The following is a 24,134-nucleotide window of genomic DNA, read 5'->3' as shown; positions in this document are numbered from 1 at the left end:
AAACCATGTACGGAAATATAAAAAATCACTTACAAGAAGAGATAGAGTCTATAAAACAAGCAGGTCTTTTTAAGGAAGAGCGTATAATTACTTCACCTCAAGGTGCTGAGATAACACTAAATACTGGTAAGAAAGTATTAAATTTCTGCGCTAATAATTATTTAGGATTATCATCGCACCCAGATGTTATACAAGCAGCAAAAGATACTATGGATACACATGGTTTTGGGATGTCTTCTGTTCGTTTTATTTGTGGTACTCAAGATATCCACAAAGAATTAGAGCAAAAAATTGCTGATTTCTATGGTACTGAAGATACTATATTATATGCAGCCGCTTTTGATGCAAATGGTGGTGTTTTTGAACCTTTATTGACTAAAGAAGATGCTATAATTTCAGATTCCTTAAATCACGCTTCTATTATAGATGGTGTAAGATTATGTAAAGCAGCAAGATATCGTTACCAAAATAATGATATGGCAGATTTAGAAACACAACTAATTGAAGCTAATGCTAATGGTGCACGTTTCAAAATTATTGTAACAGATGGTGTTTTTTCTATGGATGGCTTGGTTGCTCCTTTAGATAAAATATGTGATTTAGCAGACAAGTATGATGCTATGGTTATGATAGACGAATGTCATGCAACAGGTTTTATAGGTGAGACAGGAATTGGAACATTAGAAGAAAAAGGTGTTCTTGGCAGAATCGATATTATCACAGGTACTTTAGGAAAAGCTTTAGGTGGCGCAATGGGTGGTTATACTACAGCTAAAAAAGAAATTATTGAACTTCTACGTCAACGCTCTCGTCCTTATTTATTCTCAAACTCTTTAGCTCCTGCTATTGTTGGTGCATCTATTAAAGTGTTCGATATGCTTAAAAATGATACAACGCTAAGAGACAAGGTCGACTGGAATACAAAATACTTCAAAAAAGGTATGAAAGCAGCAGGATTTGATATTGTGGATGGTGATTCTGCAATTGTACCCGTAATGTTATATGATGCAAAATTATCGCAAAATATGGCGAATATGCTATTAGAAGAAGGCATATACGTTATTGGTTTCTTTTATCCTGTAGTACCAAAAGACAAAGCAAGAATCAGAGTGCAACTATCTGCTGCTCATGACAAAAACCAATTAGACAAAGCAATTTCTGCTTTTACTAAAGTAGGCAAAGCACTAGATGTTATTTAAAATCGTTACAAACTCTCATTTTTAGGGCTATATCTCAATAATTTTATAAAATTTACTTTGTTAATAAAATTTAACAACTTACTTTTGTCTTTAATTAACACTTAAAAATTAAATTAATTAGAATATGAAAAATCTTAGCAGATTATTTTTTGTTGCAGTACTTATTGCAAGTTTTAGCACTTCTAATGCTCAAGACAAAAACAATCCATGGGCTATTACGGTTGGAGCTAACGCTGTTGACTTTTATCCTGTAGGAGAAGATGCACCTCAAGGTGATTATTTTGACGAATACTTTAACGCAGAAGATCATTGGAATGTTTTTCCTTCGCTTTCTACTATTTCAGTTTCGAGATACCTTAGTGATGGTTTCACATTCACTGCTACTGGTTCTTTAAATAAAATAGATAAATTCGGCTCAAATACAGATAGTTTTGGTGTAGAAACTACAAATAAAGTAGATGACCTTACTTATTTTGGTCTAGACGGTAGAGTTTCTTACAGCTTAATGGAAGTTATTAAATCTAAAACAATCGATCCTTACGTAGGTATTGGTGGTGGTTACACTTGGTTAGATGAATCAGGTGCTGGTACATTAAACGGAACTTTAGGTTTTAAAATTTGGATTTCTGAGCAATTAGGTTTCGATATACAATCAACTTACAAGCATGCTTTTGAAAATTCTACGAAAAAGCATTTCCAACATTCAGTAGGTCTTACTTTCAAGTTTGGTGGTACTGATACTGATGGTGATGGTGTATATGATCAAGATGATGCTTGTCCTGAAGAAGCTGGATTAGAAATCTTTAATGGTTGTCCTGATTCTGATAATGATGGTATCCAAGATTCTAAAGACGATTGTCCTAATACTGCAGGTTTAGCTGAATTCAACGGTTGTCCTGATTCTGATGGTGACGGTGTAGTAGATAAAGATGATAAATGTCCTACTGTTGCAGGTTTAAAAACTTTAGCTGGTTGTCCAGATGCTGATGGTGACGGTGTTGCTGATGGTGATGACAAATGTGCTAACGAAGCTGGTCCTGCTGCAAATAGTGGATGTCCTTGGCCTGATACTGATGGTGATGGTGTTTTAGACAAAGATGATAAATGTGTTAACGAAGCTGGTACTGTTGCAAACAATGGTTGTCCTGAAGTTAAGCCAACTGAAGAAGTTGTTAAAGCTTTAAATACTTATGCAAGATCTATCTTATTTGATTCTGGTAAGGCATCTTTCCAAAAACAAACTGATCAAGTATTACAAGCTATGGTTGTAATCTTTAAAGAATACCCAAAAGCTGATTTCGGAATTGAAGGTCATACTGATAGTCAAGGTCCTAAAGCTAGTAACCAAGCGTTATCTGAAAGAAGAGCAAATGCAGTTAGAGATTACTTAATTTCTAATGGTATTTCTGCAAGCAGATTAACTGCAGCAGGTTTTGGTGAATCTAATCCAATTGCTAACAACAGAACAGCAGCTGGTAGAAAAGAAAACAGACGTGTAGAAGTGAAGTTGAAAAACTAATCACAATCACATCTAAAATATATTTTAAAAACGCTCCGAAATTCGGAGCGTTTTTTATTTTTATAAAATGATAAGTTTTATAAAAACAGTACTTCTAGATTTACAAGTAAAAAAGTTAAACCTCGAAGATTTACATTTCATTCTCCCTAGTAAACGTGCTGGTGTCTTTCTTAAGCATCATCTATCTACATTAATAGATAGACCCATTTTTACACCAGATATTCTTAGTATTGAAGAATTTGTTGAAGAGTTATCTGGAATACAAACTTTACCAAATGCAGACTTATTATTTAGACTTTACGAAACATATAAACATTTAACACCAGAAAGCGAACAAGAAACATTTGAATCCTTTTCAAATTGGGCTCAAATACTATTGCAAGACTTTAACGAGATTGACCGTTACTTAATTCCTCAAGAACACATTTTTGATTATCTAAATGCAATTAAAGAGATTAATCATTGGTCTTTAGAAATTAATCAAACAGAACTTATTACAAACCATTTAAAGTTCTGGAAACAGCTCAAAACGTATTATTCTGCCTTTACTAAAAACCTTTTACAAACTAAACAAGGTTACCAAGGTCTTATATACAGAGAAGCGGCAGATAAACTAGAATCCTATATAAAAAACACTAATAATAAAACACATATATTTTTAGGGTTTAATGCCCTAAACACATCAGAATCTCAAATTATTCAAGGTTTACTTAAAAATGATTTAGCTCACATTTATTGGGATATTGATAAAGCATTTATCGATGACAACATTCATGATGCTGGTTGGTTTACTAGACAGCATAGAAGCCAATGGAATTATTTTAAAACCAATCCCTTTAATTGGGTAACATCGCATTATGCTGAAGCAAAAAACATCCAAGCTATAGGTATTCCTAAACTTGTAGGACAAGCCAAATACATTGGTCAGATATTAGAAGAATTAACCCTAACGGAAACCAACCTTTCTAAAATAGCTGTGGTTTTGGGAGAAGAAGAACTATTACTACCCGTACTTAATTCAATACCAAAAGACATTACTAAGCTTAATGTAACCATGGGCTTACCATTACATTTGGTTCCCTTAGCTTCATTTTTTGAACAACTTTTTATAACTCATAAATTAAATCCGAAACAGTTCTACTTTAAAGATGTCGTAAGTTTACTTTCTCACCCATCTGTTTACGGATTATTTGAGACAGAAACTAAAAATGTTTCAAGTGAAATAGTAGCTTATATTCAAAAAAATAATTTAGTATATCTCACTGTATCTGATTTAAAACAAATAGCCACTTCACATTTAGATATTTTAGATTTACTTTTAGGTTCTTGGAATGACGAGCCCAAAATGGCGTTAAAACAATGTTCAGACCTTATTTTTAAAATGAAGTCTAACTTAGATGACAATAAGCAAATTCACAGTCTAGAATTAGAATATCTCTACCGTTTTAATACCTTATTTAATCAACTGACTGAATTAAATTCAAATTACAAATACCTAAATTCAATAGTCGCGTTACAAACAATATACAAAGAACTTTTAAGCTCAGAAACTTTAGACTTTAAGGGAGAACCTTTAGAAGGTCTTCAAATTATGGGAATGTTAGAATCTAGAGTTTTAGATTTTGATACTGTAATTATTAGTTCTGTTAATGAAGGTATTCTACCCTCAGGAAAAACAAATAATTCTTTTATTCCGTTTGATGTTAAAATTCAAAAAGGACTACCTACATATAAAGATAAAGATGCCGTATATACGTATCACTTTTATAGGCTTTTACAACGCGCAAAAAATGTTTATATCTTATATAACACAGAAGTAGATGCCTTAAAAGGCGGAGAAAAAAGTAGATTTATTACACAATTAGATATTGAAGGAATTCATAATATTGAACATAAAATAATTTCACCAGACGTACCAACTGTAGAACAAAACCTGCAAGAAATCATTAAAACACCTTCTGTAATTGAACAACTAAAAGTACTATCTAATAAAGGCTATTCACCGTCCTCCTTAACTAATTACATGCGGAATCCTATTGATTTTTATTACGATAAAATATTAGGTATTAAAGAGTTTGATGAAGTTGAAGAAAATATTGCTGCTAACACTTTAGGCTCTGTGATTCATAATTCTTTAGAAGATTTTTATAAACCATTAGAAAGTTCTGTTTTAACCGTAGAACATCTTAAAGCGTTTAAAAGCCAAACCAAAAATATGGTGACTAAACATTTTGAAATACTCTACAATAAAGGGGGTTTTTCAAGTGGAAAAAATCTAATCATTTTTGAAATCGCTCAACGTTACATTTCTAATTTTCTAAATCAAGAGATTGAAAGTGTAAAGAGTGGAAATGAAATAAAAATATTATCTATTGAAGCAGATGAAACTATTGAAATTAAAATTGAAGGCTTAGATTTTCCTATTAGACTAAAAGGAAAAGTTGACAGAGTTGATAGTTTTAATGGTATTACCAGAGTTATAGATTATAAGTCTGGAAAGGTTGAACAAAACAAAGTCGAGGTTGTTAATTGGGAAGATCTAACCACTGATTATGATAAGTATAGTAAATCATTTCAAGTATTGTGTTATGCGTATATGATGAAACAGCAAAACAGAATAGAGTTACCTATTGAAGCTGGCATAATTTCGTTTAAAAACCTCAATGAAGGTTTCCTTAAATTTGGTAAAAAAGCATCTTCACATGCACGTTCTAAAGACCAACTTATAACTCAAGAAACATTAGATGATTTTGAAATTGAACTCAAAAAACTCATCACCGAAATCTGTAATCCAAAGATAAATTTCACTGAAAAAGAACTCGACTAATGACCATTGAAAAAAACATAATTTTAGAACGAAAGGATAACAAACCCATCTTAATTGATACGTTTTATTCTGAAGAGAAAAACAATCAATCCATAGTTATATTTTGCCATGGCTACAAAGGTTTTAAAGATTGGGGAAGTTGGAACCTTATGGCAGAGGATTTTGCTAAGGCAGGATTTTGTTTTATAAAGTTCAACTTTTCTCATAATGGTGGAACCATGGAAAACCCAATTGATTTCCCAGATTTAGACGCTTTTGGTCATAATAATTATACCAAAGAACTCGATGATTTAGATGACATTATCTCTTGGTCTCAAGGCCATTTTAAAAATAACTCTAATATTAACACAGCTAATATCTCGTTAATTGGTCATAGTCGTGGCGGTGGAATTACCATTTTAAAAGCTTCAGAAGATATCCGAATTACTAAACTTATTACATTAGCCAGTGTTTGTGACTTTGGAAAACGCACCTCAACAATTGGCAATTTAGAAGAGTGGAAACAAGAAGGTATTAAGTACGTCTTAAACGGAAGGACAAAACAGCAAATGCCACATTACTATCAGTTCTTTGAGGATTTTAAAGTAAATGAAAAACGACTACATATTGAATCTGCAGAAAAACAATTAAAAATTCCGCATTTAATTATTCATGGTTCTAACGATACTTCCGTAAAAATAAATGAAGCAGAAGCTTTACATCGGTGGAATCCTAAAAGTGAATTTAAAATTATTGAAAATGCAGATCATGTGTTTAATATTAAACATCCCTGGAATAACAATGACCTTTCTCAAGAATTAAATTTAGTTGTTGAAAATTCTGTTCGTTTTCTAGAATAATTCTATAACGTACTTGCTGTGGAGAAGATGAGATTCGAACTCACGACCTCTTGACTGCCAGTCAAGCGCTCTAGCCAACTGAGCTACATCCCCAAAATTATATAATTTTATTTTAATCCGCTCAATACTAAAACAGGAATTGTAGTGCTGTGAAAGTCTTTCTTTAAGATTGTATTCTTTTCCCATAGCTTTTTAAAGAAACCTCTTTTACGTCTTACAACACATAACAAATCTGGATTATTCTCTTTATGATGTTCTAAAAATGCCATAAAAGTTGTTGGGCTATCAGCCTTTTTAGTTGTAGAAATAAGCGACTGTAGTTCTTCATTAACATCAAAATCGTGCTTTTTATGATGTGGCGTCTTCACTAAAAGCAAAGTAACTGCAGCATTAAATTGTGTTTTTATAGACTGTAAAGGATATAATACATTCTCTTTTTTAATTGTTGCAGATTTTAAAGCTAATAAAAGCTTTTTTAAGGGCTTAAAAGTATAATCTTCTGGTACAATTAAAGCCGGAATCTGAGTTTGCTTTATAATCTTACCAGATGTTTTTCCTAAATACACTTCGTCTTTAATAGAGTTGGTACGTGGTTCTAAAATTATTAAATCAACATCTAAAGCATCACATACTTTCTCTAACGTATTAATCAATTTTCCTTTAAACGTTCTAGCCACAACATCAACACCTTTTGTGTCAATTGATGCAATATGATTTTCTAAAAACGATTTAGATTCAGCCTCCAAAATATGGTCAATCTTTATCATTGTTCCTGCTTTGGTATAAACATTATATATTTGAATCACATAAACTTTAGCACCAAATGCTTTTGCGAAATCAACAGCATATTGTAAATGAGATTGCGCGTTTTTTGAGGATCCAACAGGAACTAATATTGTCTTCATAATTAGAAAATTGTAATTTATATTACCACAAAAATAAACATTATTAATGATTCGTATAGCAGAAGAAAAAGATATTGACTGTATTATTAGCATTACAAAAGCTTGTGCTAAGGCAATGATTGCTAATAAGATTTATCAATGGAACGAGCCCTATCCAAACGTTGCGGCCTTTAAAAATGATGTAAAACACAATGAACTTTATGCTTTAGAAATTGATTCAAAAATAATAGGCAGTGTTGTCATATCCACCTTTATGGATTCAGAATACAAACCTATAAAATGGTTAACTTCAACTAACAATGCAATTTATATTCATCGCTTAGCTGTTCACCCAAATATGCAAGGCAAAGGTTATGCGCAACAGCTAATGAATTTTGCAGAACAATTTACTATAGATAATAATTATAGCTCTATTAGATTAGACACCTTCTCTAAGAACAAAAGAAACCAAAAGTTTTACGAACTTCGCGGTTATAAAAAATTAGGCGATATTCATTTTCCAAAACAAAGTGAATTCCCCTTTCATTGTTACGAATTAGTATTTTGAGTATAACTTTAAAACAAATTAATAAATTAGCAATTCCAGCATTAATTTCTGGTGTGTCTGAACCCATATTGTCTTTAACTGATGCTGCAATTATTGGTAATATGGAACATAATGCCACAACATCTTTGGCTGCTGTTGGTATTGTAACTACATTTTTGTCTATGCTCATATGGGTGTTGGGACAAACTCGAAGTGCTATTTCATCTATAATTTCGCAATACTTAGGTGCCGGAAATATTGAAGCCGTTAAAAACTTACCTGCTCAGGCCATTTTTGTCATTACAGCCTTGAGCTTAATAATTATAGCAGTTACCTATCCTTTAGCTTCGCAGATTTTTAAGCTTTATAATGCTTCCGATAGCATTCTAAATTATAGTGTAGACTATTACCGTATTCGTGTTTTTGGTTTTCCGTTTACCTTATTTACCATTGCTGTTTTTGGTACTTTTAGAGGGCTTCAAAACACATATTTCCCCATGCTTATTGCTATTTCGGGTGCATTAGCAAATATTATTCTCGACTTTATTTTTGTTTATGGCATTGAAGGTTACATTCCTGCAATGCATATAAAAGGTGCTGCTTATGCAAGTGTTATTGCTCAAGTTATTATGGCCGTACTCTCTGCTTATTATTTACTTAAAAAAACAGACATTCCGTTATTAGTAAAATTGCCTTTTAATCCGGAAATGAAACGTTTCACATTAATGATTCTCAATTTATTTATTAGAACCATTGCTTTAAATATTGCTTTATATTTTGGTACTAGTTTTGCCACTAAATATGGTGAAAGCTATATTGCAGCTTATACTATCGCGATTAATTTGTGGTTTTTAGGTGCTTTTCTAATTGATGGTTATGCAAGTGCTGGTAATATTTTATCAGGAAAATTATTTGGAGCAAAAGATTATAAAAATCTCGTTGAATTAAGCAATAAACTTATTAAATATGGCATTTTCATCGGAATTGTTATTGGCCTAATAGGAACCTTATTTTACTATTCCATTGGCAACTTATTCAGTAATGATGAAAAGGTACTTAGTGAGTTTTACAACGTGTTTTGGATTGTGTTAGCTATGCAACCCTTATGTGCTTTAGCTTTCATTTTTGATGGTGTTTTTAAAGGGCTTGGTAAAATGAAATATCTTAGAAACGTATTGTTGTTTTCTACACTTGTAATATTTGTTCCAGTTATTTTTTGGACAGATGCGCAAAACTACAAATTGTATGGTATTTTTATTGCGTTTACCCTTTGGATGATTGCACGTGGATTACCATTAATTATAAAATTCAGGAAAACATTTATTCCTCTTGCTCAAAAGACTTAAATTTGGTCGAGAAATAAAATTTCTATAAATGAGCTTACTTATTACCTTACTTCAAGACGTTAAAATAGACGAAAAACTAAAGAATGCACCAGACGACAGCTATGGCATTGGTATCTTTATTGGTACACTTTTACCTTTTGTGGTTTTGGTTATAATAGCATTTGTAATTTATAGATATAATAAAAACAGATATAAAGACAATTAATATGGATATTCTTGGCTTTTTAGGCGGAAACGGTTTATTCCTAATCTTAGGATTGGTACTTATTATTGTATATTTCTATAACCGAAACAAAAGACGATAATGAGCAACATTCGCATTACAAAACAATTTTCATTTGAAACAGGTCATGCCCTTTACGGCTACGACGGCAAGTGTAAAAACGTACATGGTCACAGTTATCATTTAAATGTAACTGTAATTGGTAAACCTATCTCAGATTCTAACAATGTAAAATTTGGTATGGTTATCGATTTCGGTGACCTTAAGAAAATAGTAAAGGAAGAAATTGTTGATGTTTTTGACCACGCTACTGTTTTCAATAAAAACACACCACATGTTGAGCTAGCGAAAGAATTAGCAGATAGAGACCATAATGTTTTATTAGTAGATTACCAACCAACGAGTGAAATGATGGTGATTGATTTTGCCGAAAAAATAAAACAACGCTTACCAGAAAACATAGCATTACATTCTTTAAGACTTTCTGAAACAACATCTAGTTTTGCTGAGTGGTACGCTTCTGATAATGGATAAACAAAACCACATAACACTTACTGAAGGAAAAAAAATCTATTTCTCATCAGACAATCATTTAGGCGCACCAACTGGTGAAGCATCTCGTCCTCGTGAAAAAAAATTCGTGGCTTGGTTGGATGAAATAAAAAATGATGCTGCTGCCATTTTTCTATTAGGTGATTTGTTCGATTTTTGGTTTGAGTATAAAACCGTTGTTCCTAAAGGATTCACTAGAACTTTAGGTAAATTAGCAGAAATTGCCGATTCTGGAATCCCGATTTACTTCTTTGTTGGCAATCATGATCTATGGATGAATGATTATTTTGAAACCGAATTAGGAATTCCTGTTTTTCATAAACCACAAGAATTCACCTTTAATGATACGTCTTTTTTTATAGGCCATGGTGATGGTTTAGGTCCAAAAGACAAAGGCTACAAACGCATGAAAAAAGTGTTTACCAATCCTTTATTTAAGTGGTTGTTTAAATGGATGCATCCAGATATTGGGTTAAAAATTGGTCAATATATGTCTGTAAAAAACAAAATGATTTCAGGCGATGATGATGCTACATTTTTAGGTAAAGAGAACGAATGGCTGGCCATTTACGCCAAACGTAAACTTGAAGAAAAACATAGAGATTTCTTTGTTTTTGGCCACAGGCATTTACCATTAGAAATTGAACTAAACAACAAATCGAAATACATCAATTTAGGAGACTGGATTCAGTATTATACGTACGGTGTTTTTGATGGTAGAACCTTAGAATTGAAGAAATATTAAACGACCTATTCCTCTTTTTCATGTTCTTCAACATCCTTTCTTAAATCTAATTTTCTAAAGGAAGGAGAAACTATTGCAGTTGTTACAACAGTAATTAACGTCATAGTACCTCCAAAAACAACTGCAGTTGCGGTTCCCATTAATTTTGCAGTTAAGCCACTTTCAAAAGCACCCAATTCGTTAGATGACCCAACAAACATAGAATTTACAGAAGATACACGTCCACGCATATGATCTGGTGTTTTTAGCTGCAGAATAGTTTGCCTAATTACCATTGAAACACCATCTGTAACTCCACTAAAAAAAAGTGCAACTACAGAAACCCAAAAGGCTGATGATAACCCGAATACGACAATACAAATCCCAAACCCAAAAATAGCAATGAGTAACTTCATACCAGCATTTTTACTAATTGGAATATAAGCTGTAACCAACATCGTTAAAAATGCACCAACAGAAGGTGCAGCTACTAAAATTCCGAAACCTCTTGGTCCCACTTTTAATATATCTTCAGCAAAAACAGCTAAAAGTGCTACTGCTCCTCCAAATAAAACAGAAACCATATCTAAAGTTAAAGCACCTAAAACCGCTTTGGTTTTAAATACAAAATTGACACCTTCTTTTAAACTTTGCAGCATAGGTTCTCCTATATTCGGATTTAATATTGGTTTCTTTTTTACCTGAAATAAAACCAAAAATGCAAATATTATTAATCCAAAAATGATACATAACGACCAATGTACACCTATCCAACTAATAGAGAAACCAGCAAAACCAACACCTAAAACTCGTGCCATTTGCCATGTTGAGCTATTCCAAGTTGCAGCATTTGGATAGATTTTTTTAGGAACAATTAATGCCACTAATGAAAATATTGAAGGACCAAAAAAGGAACGTAAAAAGCCACCAAAAAACACTAATCCATATATGGAATATAGAATCATTTTAGTAGACCATGATGCTGTAATCTGTGGTGAAGTCAACCAAAATAAACCGAAACTAATCAATGAAAAAGCAGCAATACAAAGTGCTAAAAGGTTTCTTTTTTCACGTTGATCCACAATATGACCTGCAAATAAAGCCATACTTAACGCTGGTATTATTTCCATTAAACCAATAATACCAAGTGATAAAGGGTCTTTTGTTAAAGCATAAACCTGCCATTCAATTACGACAAATTGCATAGACCAGCCAAAAACTAGGGCAAATCTCACTAATAAAAAGATATTGAATTCTTTAATTCTTAATGCTGCGTATGGATCATTTTTTGCCAATTTTTATTCCTTTATATCTTTCAACTTCAACTGTAAGCTTACATTACCATTCCAATGATTTTCATCTATAGCGTAAGCCGCACTAAAAGGCCTTTTACTTTTAATTATATTAATTTTATCACCAAGCCCAAAGCCTATACAAACTATCTTATCATTAAAAGATTGTGTCGCTGTAAATCGTAAATGTTTATCATCTTCTCCAACACATTTACCATAACCAGTATCTTTAATATTTTGCGTCATGAAGGTTGGTGACATATTACCTGGACCAAATGGCGCGAACTGTTTTAAGATTCGCATAAGTTTATCGTTGATTTCTCCTAATTCTATTTCTAAATCTATTTTAAGTTCTCGTGTTAGGAGTTTTGGGTCTATGGTTCCTTTAACAACACTTTCAAACTTAGCTTTAAAGGCTTCATAATTTTCTGGTAGTAACGTTAATCCTGCTGCATATTTATGACCTCCAAATTGTTCTATATGTTCTGAACATGCCTCTAATGCATTATAAACATCGAAACCAGAAACTGATCTTGCTGATGCTGCTAGTTTATCGCCACTTTTTGTAAAAACTAAGGTTGGTCTGTAGTAAGTTTCTATTAAGCGAGAAGCCACAATACCGATAACACCTTTGTGCCAAGTTTCATCATAAACTACAGTTGTAAAACCTTCTTGTTCGTTATTTTCTTCTATTTGAATTAAAGCTTCTTTAGTAATCCGCTTATCAGTTTCGCGACGATCCGTATTAAATTCGTCAATATCTACACCATATTTTGCCGCTAAATTAAAATCGGTTTCAGTTAATAGGGTCACTGCGTGATTTCCGTGTTTCATTCGACCTGCAGCATTGATTCTTGGTGCAATAATAAAAACAACATCTGTAATAGTAAGAATATCTTTTTTTACCTCAGCAATAATTGCTTTCATTCCTGGTCTTGGATTGGTATTTATAACATGTAAGCCAATATAAGCCAAAGCTCTGTTTTCATCTACAATAGGTACAATATCTGCTCCAATTGCGGTAGCTACCAAATCGAGATATTCTATTAAATCTTCAACGCCTTGCCCTTGGTTTGCAGCTAACGCAGTTATTAATTTAAAACCTACACCACAACCACATAATTCTTTAAAAGGATAATTACAATCGTCTCGTTTTGGGTCTAAAACGGCAACTGCATCTGGAATTTCATTACCTGGTCTGTGGTGATCACAGATAATAAAATCTATACCTTTTTCTTTTGCATAAGCGACTTTATCTATCGCCTTCACACCACAATCTAAAGCAATAATTAATGAGAAATCATTATCGTGAGCAAAGTCTATCCCTTTATAAGAAACACCATAACCTTCGTCATAGCGATCAGGTATGTAAGTTGCAACAGAATCAATTCTTGTTTTTAAATACGATGACATTAACGCAACAGACGTTGTTCCATCCACATCATAATCACCATAAACCATTATGTTTTCGCCATTCTGAATTGCCTTTTCGATTCTAGCAACTGCAATATCCATATCTTTCATTAAGTATGGATCGTGAAGTTCACTAAAACTAGGTCTAAAAAATGTTTTGGCATCTTCAAAAGTATCAATGCCACGTTGCAATAATAAGGTTGCAACGATATCATCAACGCCAAGCGCTTTTTTCATTGATGCTACTTGTGTTGCATCTGGTTTTGGTTTTAATGTCCAACGCATTATTATAACAATAGATTTAGCTTATTAATTGGTGTCATCAGTTTCAAACATAAATGTAGTGTAACCAAGAGTTAAATTTTCTGTATGAGTGGTAGCTGCGTTATACAAGCCTGCTTTTAGGTAAAAACCATTGGCAATACCAGTATCGTTTGCCCAATCTGTGGTTGTATCTGCCTGAAAATCTTCATCAACAATAACAATATCATCTTGCATAACTTTTACACTTACAAATCCGTTATTCTTTTCTAAAGTAACTTTAAGCGGAAATAAAGTATAATTACCGTTATTAACAAAAGGGAAATCCATTTTAATAAACGAGGTTTGACTAGAGCTTACTTCTGGATCTTTACGGATTACAGTTTCTAATTTATCTGAATGAAGTTCTAATCTAAAAAATGGTTTATTAGAATTACCTCCTCTATTATGTACCTGAGCAATGGTCATACCACCATCTGGAATGCTATAATACACACCTTCAAATTCCATCTTTGAATACGATGTTAGAGGTCCTTCTGTAGTCTGCTTAAACTCTACTCGTCTTCCCTTTTCTAATTGACATACTAGGTTTAATTCTATCTCATCATCATCCATATAAAAATATGGGTCGTTTGGTAATGTGTTTTCAAAAACAGCATTTAGATTGTCTTGATTAGTGCTACAAGGAGGACTATCGCAACCATCTGTATCCCAACTATGCTCTATCACCAAATTCTCACCAAAAACATAACGCTCTTCAAGATCTGAAGGCTCATCATCTATTATGGGATCATCATCCGAAATATCTTGCTCGTCTTCACTATCTGATGTTGTATCGTCCGAAGAACAACCAACAAAAAGAAAGATGAAAAGACCACACAACAGTATTTGACTTAATCTAATAGTCTTTACTTTATTAAAATTCATAGCTTTTTTTTCATAAAAAAATTCATAATTCCGAATCTAACAAATCACTTATTATGAAAGTGAATTGCCGTTTTAACGGTTGCAAATTTCCTAAACATTTCCATTACACCACAATATTTTTCAACGGATAAGTTTACAGCACGTTCGCATTTTTTTTCATTTAAATCTGAACCATAAAAATGATAATCTACAGTTACTGTATGGTAGTATTTAGGGTGTTCCTCTGTTAATTCGCCAGAAACTTCAATTTTAAAATCATCTATTTCTACTTTCATTTTGTCCAAAGTAGACACTACATCTAAACCAGAACAACCAGCTAAAGATGAAAGCATCATTGCTTTTGGTGCCATACCAGACCCTGTTCCTCCAAACTCTTCAGAAGCATCCATCATTATAGACGGCCATCGTGGATTATCAGATTCAAAGGTCATGTTACCTCTCCAGTGTGTTGTTATTTTATCAGCCATTTTATTTTAGTTTAAAAATTAGAACTCCTATCTTGTTCAATCAAAAATACTACTTAAAAAAATAACTATGGCACTTGTAACACCTTTGTCTTCAGAACACGATTTAGAAACTAAAGAATTAGCAGAATTCTTTAATGAAACCCTAGGCTTTTGTCCAAATTCGGTATTAACCATGCAACGCAGACCTGCAATATCAAAAGCATTTATAAACTTAAATAAAGCCGTAATGGCAAATGAAGGTAAAGTAACCTCAGCATTAAAACGAATGATTGCTTGGGTAAGCAGCAACGCAACAGGCTGTAGATATTGCCAAGCACATGCTATTAGAGCTGCAGAACGTTATGGTGCAGAACAAGAACAATTAGATAACATTTGGGAATACCGAACACATGCTGCTTTTTCTGAAGCAGAACGTGCTGCACTAGATTTTAGTTTGGCTGCTAGCCAAGTACCAAATGCTGTAAATGTTGAAATAAAAGAACGTTTATACCAACATTGGGATGAAGGCGAAATTGTAGAAATGCTTGGTGTAATTTCTCTCTTTGGCTATTTAAATCGTTGGAATGATTCTATGGGAACTTCTATTGAAGAAGGCGCTGTAGAAAGTGGTAACAAATATTTAGGTAAGCATGGTTATGAAGTTGGTAAGCATGATGGGTCGCAGTATTAGTAGTAATTAATCAGAATGAAAAAAATTAAACAAATTATAATTCTAACCGTTACGTCATTATTTTTCTTATGCTGTAATTCTTCAGGAAAAGACAAAAAAGATGAAAGCTTTACGTTTATTGAAAAAGGCTCTTACACTATTAACACCTATAATGGTTTAGCCTACTACAGACTCAATAAAACCAAAGAGTTTATGGATGGCTATTATGTCGTTGGCAATGAAATGTCTAAATGGGAAGAGTTTGAATTTAAAGAAGGTTTATTAAATGGCGATTATATTATTTTTCATCCAAATGGTGAAATGTTTTCTCACACTCAATATAGTAATGGCAAAAAGCATGGTGAAGAATCAATGTATTTTCCTGATGGTGTTTTAAATAGTAAAAGCACGTTTAATAATGATATACTTACAGGAAGTAAATTCACTTATTATGAAACTGGAAAAATACAATCTGAATCTAAAATTGAAGATGGCGAATCTGTAGAAACACAGCATTTTGATTTATTAGGCAACATCATTTCTCAAAGCTTTATTAGAGATGGACGAACCATAACTCAAAAAATTGTTGAAGGAAAAATCTACTCAGAAATGGTGTCTTCAAATTACGACAGTTATGAAACTATGAAGTTTTTTAACGAAGATGGAAGTACTAAAATTTACTTACAACAAGTTGTAGAAAATGAGACCATGTATGTTTTAGAATTAGACGAAAATGGAAATGAAATTAAACGTATAGATTTAAAAGCTAATCCGCAAGAGGCCTTTAAATATGCTTCGTATTTTCAATAAAATTTAGTGTTCAGTAAACTCTTCTTCTAGTATTCTGCAATACATAAAATTATAATTAAAAACCAATCTTATCTAAAATCGTAGATGTGATTGGTTTTCCATTTTATATACTTTACTCACTCATTTGGCGCATTCACTCATTATACGTTTTTAATCCACTTCTTCACACATACATTTGAGTAAACCAACAACTTTTACTCATGGACAAAGTACCATTAAAAACCATTTTATTTCTTCTCCTCTTACCTTTATTAAGTCTTGCACAACAAGGTATTGTTAAAGGTGTTTTAACCACGGAAACTGACGGCTTACCATTACCTGGAGCATCTATTGTAATTAAAGGAATATCAAAAGGCGTGCAAACAGACTTTGATGGCAACTATAGTATTACTTGCAATGTTGGTGATGTTTTAGTTGTTAACTATGTAGGCATGGCACCAAGAGAAATCAAAGTAACTCCAGCAATGTTTGGTGTAGAACAACGTCTTTTTGTTGAGCGTATTCCTGTAAAAACCATTGAAAGTGACGCGTACAGCAAGGCATTAAAATCGGTAAAAAAGACAAGCTTTAATATTCCTGATATAGAAAATTCTAAACACACATTTAACGACAATGGAACTTATAATCAATTCCAGCGTATTAAAGCTATTGCTATTAAACCAGAAAATGTAAATCTCACTTATTTCGACCCAGATATTTATTTTGAAGTTGGCGTAAACTCCACTTTAAGTTTTCAATTTGTAAAGGATAACAATCTACCAGAATTACAAAATAAATTTAGCCAAGGTGCTACTCAAAATAGCGAATTAACTTTTCTTGGTCCAGAAACAAGTAACGTATTTTCTTATGGTCCTAACTTAACTATTTTAGAATTCGATGGCACTAATTACAGCTTCGATTCTAATGGACAATTAGTTCCTTTAGGAGACGGAAATGGCAAACAAGCATACGCTTATAATAACACGCTTTTTAATACAGCAATTAACACGTCTAACAATATATATTTCAATGTTGAAACTAACAAATGGATAGCCAACATAGATTATATCACTAAAAATTCTGAAGACATTTTTGGCCATAATCGTAGTAAAACCAATGATGTAATGTTGAGTTACAAAACGACAAAGCATGCAGAAAAAAAATTGAATTGGAACACCTTTATTAAATACGGCAAACGAAATAACAACCAACCCAACATTAATGGTTTTACTAATAATTTACTCTTAAATTCTTGGGTGACGCCAACCACTTTCTCTAATTCTCAAGGTAGTATTCTTGCGGATAATACGCAACGAAGTTTTAGTCCTTCAAACTATAACAATCCAGAATGGCTTTTAAATAATAACAGAAATTATGATGCTAATGATTTATTTGTGGTTAGCATTCAAAATGATATAGAGCCTTTTGATGAGTTCAAAATCAAAACTCATATCAACTTTAAAACGACCGGAAATGAACAAAATTTTGGGTTGGTCGCTAACACTATTGGGTTTGAAGATGGTTATCTAAGCAACAAAACCATTAAAAAAAACACTTTTAATGGTACGTTAGTTTTTGATTACGAAAAGCAATTTGGTGACATTGAATTGAAATTAAATTCCGTTACCAATTATAGCCACGACAACTTAAATTATACGTTTAAGGAATCTGAAGGGTTTGGTGATTTTTCATTTTCAAATCCAGCTATTTCAACTACTATAGAAAATCAGCTTCACAAAAATTCAGTAAGCTTAAAACAATACTTATCTCTTTCTTATTCAAAAGGATTGGAAGTCAGTTTTAATACGGATTCTTACTTGTCATCTATCCAAGGAAACAAATGGTTTTTACCAACGTCTAGATTAACTTTTGAACTTTTAGATGTCTTAGATATCTATGATTTTAGATACATTACATTTTTTGTAAGTAGTGCTTCTGGTATCAATGAAATGCCTTTATTCTATGCTAATCAAAGTCATAATAGTTTAACATTATCACCTTTAGAAAGTTTAAACTACACTAGTAATATTGATTTGTTCGCCAATGAAAGTATAGAATTCGAAGAAAAACAAGACTATAACTTTGGTACTCAAATTGGGTTCAGCGTATTTAATATCAATTGGAATTTTGAAGCCAATTATTTCAATTCTAAAACTGAAGGAAGCGTGTTTCCTGTTTTAGAAAATAATGCGTTTCAACTTCAAAATATAGCAGATATCAGTAACAAAGGTTTTGAATTTGAATTAGAAGCCTCAAATTATTATAATGAATTAAACTGGAATGCTAGCATTAACTTTTTCACCAATAACACCGAAGTTTTAAAACTTTACAATTCCGAAGAACGCATTGCTATTGCTGGTTTTAATTCAGTTTCTAAAAATCTTATTGTTGGCCAACCTGCAGGAATTATAGTTGGTTCTGCTTATGCAAGAGATGAGCAAAATAATATAATTATTGATTCTAACGGTTACCCAATGGTTGATGCTCAGCAACAAATTATTGGCGACCCTACACCAGATTTTACGTTTGGTTTCTATAATTCTTTAGAATGGAACAATTTCAAATTTAATTTTACACTTAACTATCAAAAAGGAGGTGATGTTTGGAATGGCACACAAAACGTTCTTAACTATTTTGGAACCTCACAACAATCAGCTGACCAAAGACGTATTACCAATTATGTGTTTAACGGTTTAACCCAACAAGGCAATCCCAATACAACTATTGTAGATTTTTACAATCCTGAAAATGGTATTGAAAACAACCGATTTGTGCGTTACGGATTTGAAGGTGTTGCTGAAGATGCCATTGAAGATGCCAGTTATCTTAATTTAAAAAGCATACAGATTTCTTACGATTTTGGTAAGGACAACGATTCATTTTTTAGACAATTTGAAATCGGTTTCTATGCCAATAATCTTTTCACATTTACAAAATATAGAGGTGCATCGCCTCAGTCTTCTCTTTTTGATACAAACTCTGGCAATAACCTCAACTTTTTTAACACACCTCTAATCACAGAAGTTGGTTTTAAAGCTCAACTTAAAATATAAATCTTATGAAACGTATACTAAAACATACCAAAATTTTGATACTTGTAGCTACTAGTGTTTTGTCTTTATTATCATTTAAAGCCTACAAATCGTTACAGAATCCCTTAGAAAAAATCTATACCCAAACGGATAGACCATTTTATTTTCCTAGTGAAACCATCTGGTTTAAATCTTATGTGGTTGGGACAGACAATACCATTTCTACATTAAGTGACATAATGCATGCCGAATTAATCTCGCCAAAAGGTGCCGTTGTAAAATCCCTAACACTCAGTATAAAACAAGGTTATACTTATGGCGATTTTATAATTGACAAAAATTGGGTTGGTGGTATTTACACGCTAAAATGCTATACCAATTGGCAGAATAATTTTGGAGATGAAGTCTTTTTTACTAAAAAAATTACAGTTCAAAAAGTGGTAAAACCAAACCTACTTTTAAACTTAAAATTTGAAAAAGAAGGTTACGGAAAATCATCTCAAGTCATCTCTAATTTTGAAGCGAAAGATTTAAAAAACAATCCACTTTCTAATACCAAAATCGATTTTACAGTAAGTGTAAAAGGCAACATTATTTTAACCGAATCTGCAATCACAGATGAGGAAGGAAAATTTAAACCCACTTTTAATCTTCCAGATACTTTAGAATCTTCTGATGTGGTTTTAAACGTTTTGGTAGATTATAAAGGCACAACAGAATCTATTTCTAGAGCGGTTCCTGTCGTTTTAAATACTATTGATTTACAATTTTTACCAGAAAGCGGAAAAATAGTCGCAGGTACTATAAACAAAATAGCTATTAAAGCTATAAATGAATTTGGGAAACCAGTCGATGTAAAAGGTGATATTTTAGATGAGAATAATGCTGTGGTTTCAACGTTAGAAAGTTTTCACGATGGCATGGGAAGCTTCAATCTTAATGCACTAAATAACAAAACATATTACGCAAAACTAACAGAACCATTTGTGTCAGATGAATTAATACCACTTCCAAAAGTTTATGAAAATGGTGTTTGTTTTTCAGTGGTAAGTGATAGTTTAAAAACATATATCAATCTGTTTTCAACCTATTCAACAGATTTGTTTCTAGAAGTTTCAAACGCAAGTGGCTTACTTCTTAAAAAACCGATTTCTAACCAAAAAAATATGGTTTTAGATACTAAAGATTTTCCAATCGGAATTTCAAAATTCAGCATAAAAAATGCTTACGACAGTACTTTTGCAGAACGTTTGGTATTTCTAAATCCTCACAAACAACTCAATATAGATTTGAGTTTAGAAAAGGAAAACTTCAATACCAGAGAAAAGGTAAAACTAGTGATTAAGACTTATGATAATGCTAACAATCCAATACCTGCAAACTTATCTATTGCTATTGCAGATAACAAATTACTGTCTTTTGCAGACGATAAACAAGACCATATTTTATCGTATTTATTACTCTCATCAGAACTCAAAGGAAAGATTCATAAACCCGATTTTTACCTAAACTCTAAAGAACCAAAATCTAAAGAAGCATTAGATTATTTAATGCTAACGCAAGGTTGGAGAACCTATATTGATAAGCCAACGGTTACCAAGGAGAATGCGCAATTTATTCCCGAACAAAGTGCCATCCAAACTGGTGTAGTTTTAGATAAAAAAGGAAAGCCAACACAAGCACACCTTTTACTATTTGATAGTTTTGGTACCAAAGTTTTAGTTTTTGATACGGCTGAAGATGGTTCGTTTTTATTCAAATACGATAAAAACATTCATCTTACATTAATGGCTTATAAAGATAATGGCGAAAGCTTAACCATTGAAAAAACTGAATTTAAAAAGGGAAATTATAACAATCAAACACAAAACAATACTGTAGAAAATAAGGATGGCTTTAAAGAATTCTCAAAAAACGAAAGACTTTTAAAACAACCTATTAAAGAAAAAGCAGTCGTGGCAATCAATTTGGAAGAAGATAGTAGTAACCTAGATGAAGTCGTTGTTGTTGGTTATGGCACTATGAAAAAACAAGCACTTACAGGTTCTGTTGTTCAGGTTAGAGCAGAAGATATTTCAACTAATGAGAACTCTATTTTAAATGTTTTAGAAGGACGCGTTGCAGGTGTAAATATTGTTAATGCAAACGGACAACCAGGAAGCCCAACAACCATTAGAATAAGAGGATTTGGTTCGGTTTCTGGAAACGTTGAGCCTTTAATTGTGGTAGATGGTGTGCCTTATGAACAATCTGCTTTAAGTGATGTGGATCCTCAACAAGTGTCTAGCGTTACTGTTTTAAAAGATGCAGCTGCACAATCTATTTATGGATGCCGTGGTACAAATGGCGTGATACTTATTAACACAAAAAGTGGACGAGATTTTAGAAGTTATGGTAACAAAAAGAAACTGAATAATGCTAAATTCAACAACTACGCTATCCATCAATTTTATAACAATAGTCCAGTTTATACCAATACGCCAAATACGTTTTATATGCCAAAATATGAAGGCGAAAGTCTTCCTGAAGAACGTACCGATTTTAGACAAACCATATATTGGAATCCTGTTGTACAAACCAATAGTGAAGGAATTGCAGAACTTGAGTTTTACAATTCGGATGCTATAACTTCTTTTAAAATTATCGCTGAAGGGATTGGATTTAATGGACTTATTGGCAAAAAAGGCCACTTCTATGCGACTAAAAAACTATTGAGCGTCGATTTTAAATCGCCTAATTACATGGTATTAAATGACATCATTACATTGCCAATTACCATAACTAATGAGACTGAAAAATCAATTGAAACTAAATTAGAAATTCAGCTTCCAAAGCATTTAAAAATAGTTGAAGCTTTTGATGATAACATTAAAATTGGTGCTAAAAGTGCCTTCACAAAAAACATAAAAGTGACTCCAATTGAGAAAGGTGACAACGTAGAAATAACAATTCTGGCAACATCTGAAAATCATAAGGATATTGTAAAAAAACAAGCCACAATTTTAAGTCCTTACTTCCCAACGGAATTATCTATTTCTGGTTCAAAATCTGAAAGCTTTAAATTTAATATTAATCACGCAGTAGAAAATACTATCACAACAGAATTTAATATTTATACAGATGTTGTTGGTGATGTTATGAATGGTATTGAATCTTTAATCCGCCAACCTTACGGCTGTTTTGAGCAAACCTCATCGTCAACTTACCCAAATATTATGGTTTTAAAATATTTAAAAGAAGCCGGAAAAAGTAATCCTGAGATTGAAGCTAAAGCCTTAGATTTTATTAAAAAAGGTTACAAAAGACTAATCAGTTTTGAAACCTCTCAAGGTGGATTTGAATGGTTTGGGCACACACCTCCTCACGAAACTTTAACCGCTTATGGTATTTTAGAATTTACTGAAATGAAAGAAGTGTATGAAGGCGTAGATGATAAAATGATTGCAAGAACGGTCGATTGGTTACTAAGTAGAAAAGACGGAAAAGGTGGCTTTAAAAAGAGTAAAAAAGGTTATGACAGTTTTGCGAGTTCGCCATCAGATGTTGCAAATGCTTATATTGTTTATGCTTTAAGCGAAGCTAAAATTGATGCCGATATTTCACTAGAATATAACACAGCTTACAACGATGCCATACAGAGTAACGACACCTATAAAATGGCATTGCTAACTATGACCAGTTTTAACCTAAATCAGATAGAAAAGGCTAAAATTCTAATTGAAAAAATTAAGAATAATATCGCTGAATATGGATTTAAAAAACTTCCTGTAGAAAATACGATTACACGTTCTTATGGAGAATCAAAAAACATAGAAACCACAGCATTAACTTTATTAGCTTTAATGGATGAAACCACTCCAAATGATACTTTAATTGCGGAAGGCATCGATTATTTAGTAAAACAAAGAAAACACAACAGATTTGGTTCTACCCAAGCCACTGCAATGACTTTAAAAGCACTTATTAATTACACAAAAAAGCAGAAACAAAAAATGATAAGCGAAAATGATAACATCACGTTAATTGTGAATGGAAAATCATTAACGAGAAAATTAGAAATCACCAATGATGGTAAAATTGCGATTCGTGATTTTGAATCGTATTTAACAACTGGAAAGCAAAACGTAACGGTTAAATTCAATAACCCAAAAGCTGAATTCCCTTATTCTTTAAATGTGAAATGGGATAGCACTTTACCTAATAGTTCTGAGATTTGTCCTTTAGAATTAGAAACAACTATTTTAGATAAAGCTTATGCAGTTGGTGATAATGTAAGTTTTAATATCGCTGTTACCAATACAAAAAAAGAACCTCTTTCTATGACGACAGCGATTATTGGTCTACCATCTGGTACCACAGCACAACCATGGCAACTTAAACAAATTGTTGAGGAAAATAAAGTGGCTTATTATGAAATTTTCGACAATTATTTAGTCTTTTATTGGCGAGAATTTAGAGCTTCAGAAACCAAAGAGATTAGACTCGACTTAAAAGCAGATATCGCTGGAAATTACAAAGCACCTGCAAGTACTGTGTATTTGTATTATGGTGATGAAAATAAAACTTGGATTTCTGGGAATGTCCTTGAGATTGCAGATTAAAGTTCATTATATGGTGTTATGGTTGGTTGAAACCTTGCTTCCG

18 protein-coding genes and 1 tRNA gene are annotated in these 24,134 nt (G+C 32.5%); 13 read left to right on the top strand and 6 right to left on the bottom strand.

The features are described from left to right. Positions 1–5: 5 nt before the first annotated feature. From kbl to Q0807_RS08535, 4 genes are all read left to right on the top strand, one after another. A complete protein-coding gene (gene kbl, locus Q0807_RS08550) occupies positions 6–1,199 on the top strand; it encodes a glycine C-acetyltransferase (protein WP_299108620.1) in 1,194 nt (397 codons plus the stop codon). A gap of 124 nt (positions 1,200–1,323) precedes the next feature. Then, positions 1,324–2,718 (top strand): OmpA family protein, encoded by a 1,395-nt coding sequence (locus Q0807_RS08545; protein WP_299108618.1) that lies wholly within the window; start codon positions 1,324–1,326, stop codon positions 2,716–2,718. A gap of 67 nt (positions 2,719–2,785) precedes the next feature. Continuing rightward, on the top strand, positions 2,786–5,545 hold the full coding sequence (locus Q0807_RS08540; protein ID WP_299108616.1) for a PD-(D/E)XK nuclease family protein: 2,760 nt from the start codon (positions 2,786–2,788) through the stop codon (positions 5,543–5,545). Beyond that, the gene (locus Q0807_RS08535; RefSeq protein ID WP_299108614.1) at positions 5,545–6,384 is read left to right on the top strand and encodes a S9 family peptidase; all 840 of its coding nucleotides are present in this window, start codon (positions 5,545–5,547) and stop codon (positions 6,382–6,384) included. Before Q0807_RS08540 ends, Q0807_RS08535 begins: the two co-directional genes overlap by 1 nt. A 19-nt stretch (positions 6,385–6,403) precedes the next feature. Here the strand turns inward: Q0807_RS08535 and Q0807_RS08530 are convergent. Beyond that, positions 6,404–6,477 (bottom strand) — tRNA-Ala (locus Q0807_RS08530). A gap of 14 nt (positions 6,478–6,491) precedes the next feature. Further along, positions 6,492–7,289 (bottom strand): universal stress protein, encoded by a 798-nt coding sequence (locus Q0807_RS08525; protein ID WP_299108612.1) that lies wholly within the window; start codon positions 7,287–7,289, stop codon positions 6,492–6,494. Between the two features lie 46 nt (positions 7,290–7,335). Here Q0807_RS08525 and Q0807_RS08520 point away from each other — a divergent pair, with 46 nt between their 5' ends. The 5 genes from Q0807_RS08520 to Q0807_RS08500 all read left to right on the top strand — a co-directional run bounded on the left by Q0807_RS08520 (position 7,336) and on the right by Q0807_RS08500 (position 10,681). Beyond that, positions 7,336–7,836 carry a GNAT family N-acetyltransferase gene (locus Q0807_RS08520; protein ID WP_299108610.1) on the top strand — a complete coding sequence of 167 codons (501 nt, stop codon included), beginning with the start codon at positions 7,336–7,338 and terminating at the stop codon, positions 7,834–7,836. Then, the gene (locus Q0807_RS08515) at positions 7,833–9,161 is read left to right on the top strand and encodes an MATE family efflux transporter (protein WP_299108608.1); all 1,329 of its coding nucleotides are present in this window, start codon (positions 7,833–7,835) and stop codon (positions 9,159–9,161) included. The genes Q0807_RS08520 and Q0807_RS08515 overlap by 4 nt, the downstream gene beginning before the upstream one ends. 28 nt (positions 9,162–9,189) lie before the next feature. Next, a complete protein-coding gene (locus Q0807_RS08510; RefSeq protein ID WP_299108606.1) occupies positions 9,190–9,366 on the top strand; it encodes a hypothetical protein in 177 nt (58 codons plus the stop codon). A 99-nt stretch (positions 9,367–9,465) separates the two neighbouring features. Next, positions 9,466–9,918, top strand: a complete 453-nt coding sequence (locus tag Q0807_RS08505) for a 6-carboxytetrahydropterin synthase (RefSeq protein WP_299108604.1) — start codon at positions 9,466–9,468, stop codon at positions 9,916–9,918. Between the two features lie 10 nt (positions 9,919–9,928). Beyond that, on the top strand, positions 9,929–10,681 hold the full coding sequence (locus Q0807_RS08500) for a UDP-2,3-diacylglucosamine diphosphatase (RefSeq protein ID WP_299108662.1): 753 nt from the start codon (positions 9,929–9,931) through the stop codon (positions 10,679–10,681). A 5-nt stretch (positions 10,682–10,686) separates the two neighbouring features. Here Q0807_RS08500 and Q0807_RS08495 read toward each other — a convergent pair whose 3' ends face one another. The 4 genes from Q0807_RS08495 to Q0807_RS08480 are packed head-to-tail and all read right to left on the bottom strand — an operon-like array spanning position 10,687 to position 15,020. Beyond that, a complete protein-coding gene (locus Q0807_RS08495; RefSeq protein ID WP_299108602.1) occupies positions 10,687–11,955 on the bottom strand; it encodes an MFS transporter in 1,269 nt (422 codons plus the stop codon). 3 nt (positions 11,956–11,958) lie between these two features. Beyond that, on the bottom strand, positions 11,959–13,650 hold the full coding sequence (gene recJ, locus Q0807_RS08490) for a single-stranded-DNA-specific exonuclease RecJ (RefSeq protein WP_299108600.1): 1,692 nt from the start codon (positions 13,648–13,650) through the stop codon (positions 11,959–11,961). A 24-nt stretch (positions 13,651–13,674) separates the two neighbouring features. Further along, positions 13,675–14,553: a polysaccharide lyase family 7 protein gene (locus Q0807_RS08485; protein WP_299108598.1), complete on the bottom strand. Its 879-nt coding sequence runs from the start codon at positions 14,551–14,553 to the stop codon at positions 13,675–13,677. Between the two features lie 44 nt (positions 14,554–14,597). Continuing rightward, complete coding sequence (locus tag Q0807_RS08480; protein WP_299108596.1) at positions 14,598–15,020, bottom strand: OsmC family protein; 423 nt, start codon at positions 15,018–15,020, stop codon at positions 14,598–14,600. A gap of 67 nt (positions 15,021–15,087) precedes the next feature. Here Q0807_RS08480 and Q0807_RS08475 point away from each other — a divergent pair, with 67 nt between their 5' ends. The 4 genes from Q0807_RS08475 (at position 15,088) to Q0807_RS08460 (ending at position 24,091) form a co-directional block, all read left to right on the top strand. Beyond that, positions 15,088–15,690, top strand: a complete 603-nt coding sequence (locus tag Q0807_RS08475; protein ID WP_299108594.1) for a carboxymuconolactone decarboxylase family protein — start codon at positions 15,088–15,090, stop codon at positions 15,688–15,690. 15 nt (positions 15,691–15,705) lie between these two features. Continuing rightward, a complete protein-coding gene (locus Q0807_RS08470) occupies positions 15,706–16,479 on the top strand; it encodes a toxin-antitoxin system YwqK family antitoxin (protein WP_299108592.1) in 774 nt (257 codons plus the stop codon). Positions 16,480–16,679: 200 nt separating this feature from the next. After that, on the top strand, positions 16,680–19,511 hold the full coding sequence (locus Q0807_RS08465; protein ID WP_299108590.1) for a carboxypeptidase-like regulatory domain-containing protein: 2,832 nt from the start codon (positions 16,680–16,682) through the stop codon (positions 19,509–19,511). 5 nt (positions 19,512–19,516) lie between these two features. Continuing rightward, on the top strand, positions 19,517–24,091 hold the full coding sequence (locus Q0807_RS08460; protein WP_299108588.1) for a TonB-dependent receptor plug domain-containing protein: 4,575 nt from the start codon (positions 19,517–19,519) through the stop codon (positions 24,089–24,091). Positions 24,092–24,134: the final 43 nt, after the last annotated feature.

The sequence above is a fragment of the uncultured Winogradskyella sp. genome (genome assembly GCF_947495255.1).
GTDB lineage: Bacteria > Bacteroidota > Bacteroidia > Flavobacteriales > Flavobacteriaceae > Winogradskyella.
Note: the sequence above shows the minus strand (reverse complement) of the source record. Positions and strands in the feature narration are given on the sequence as shown.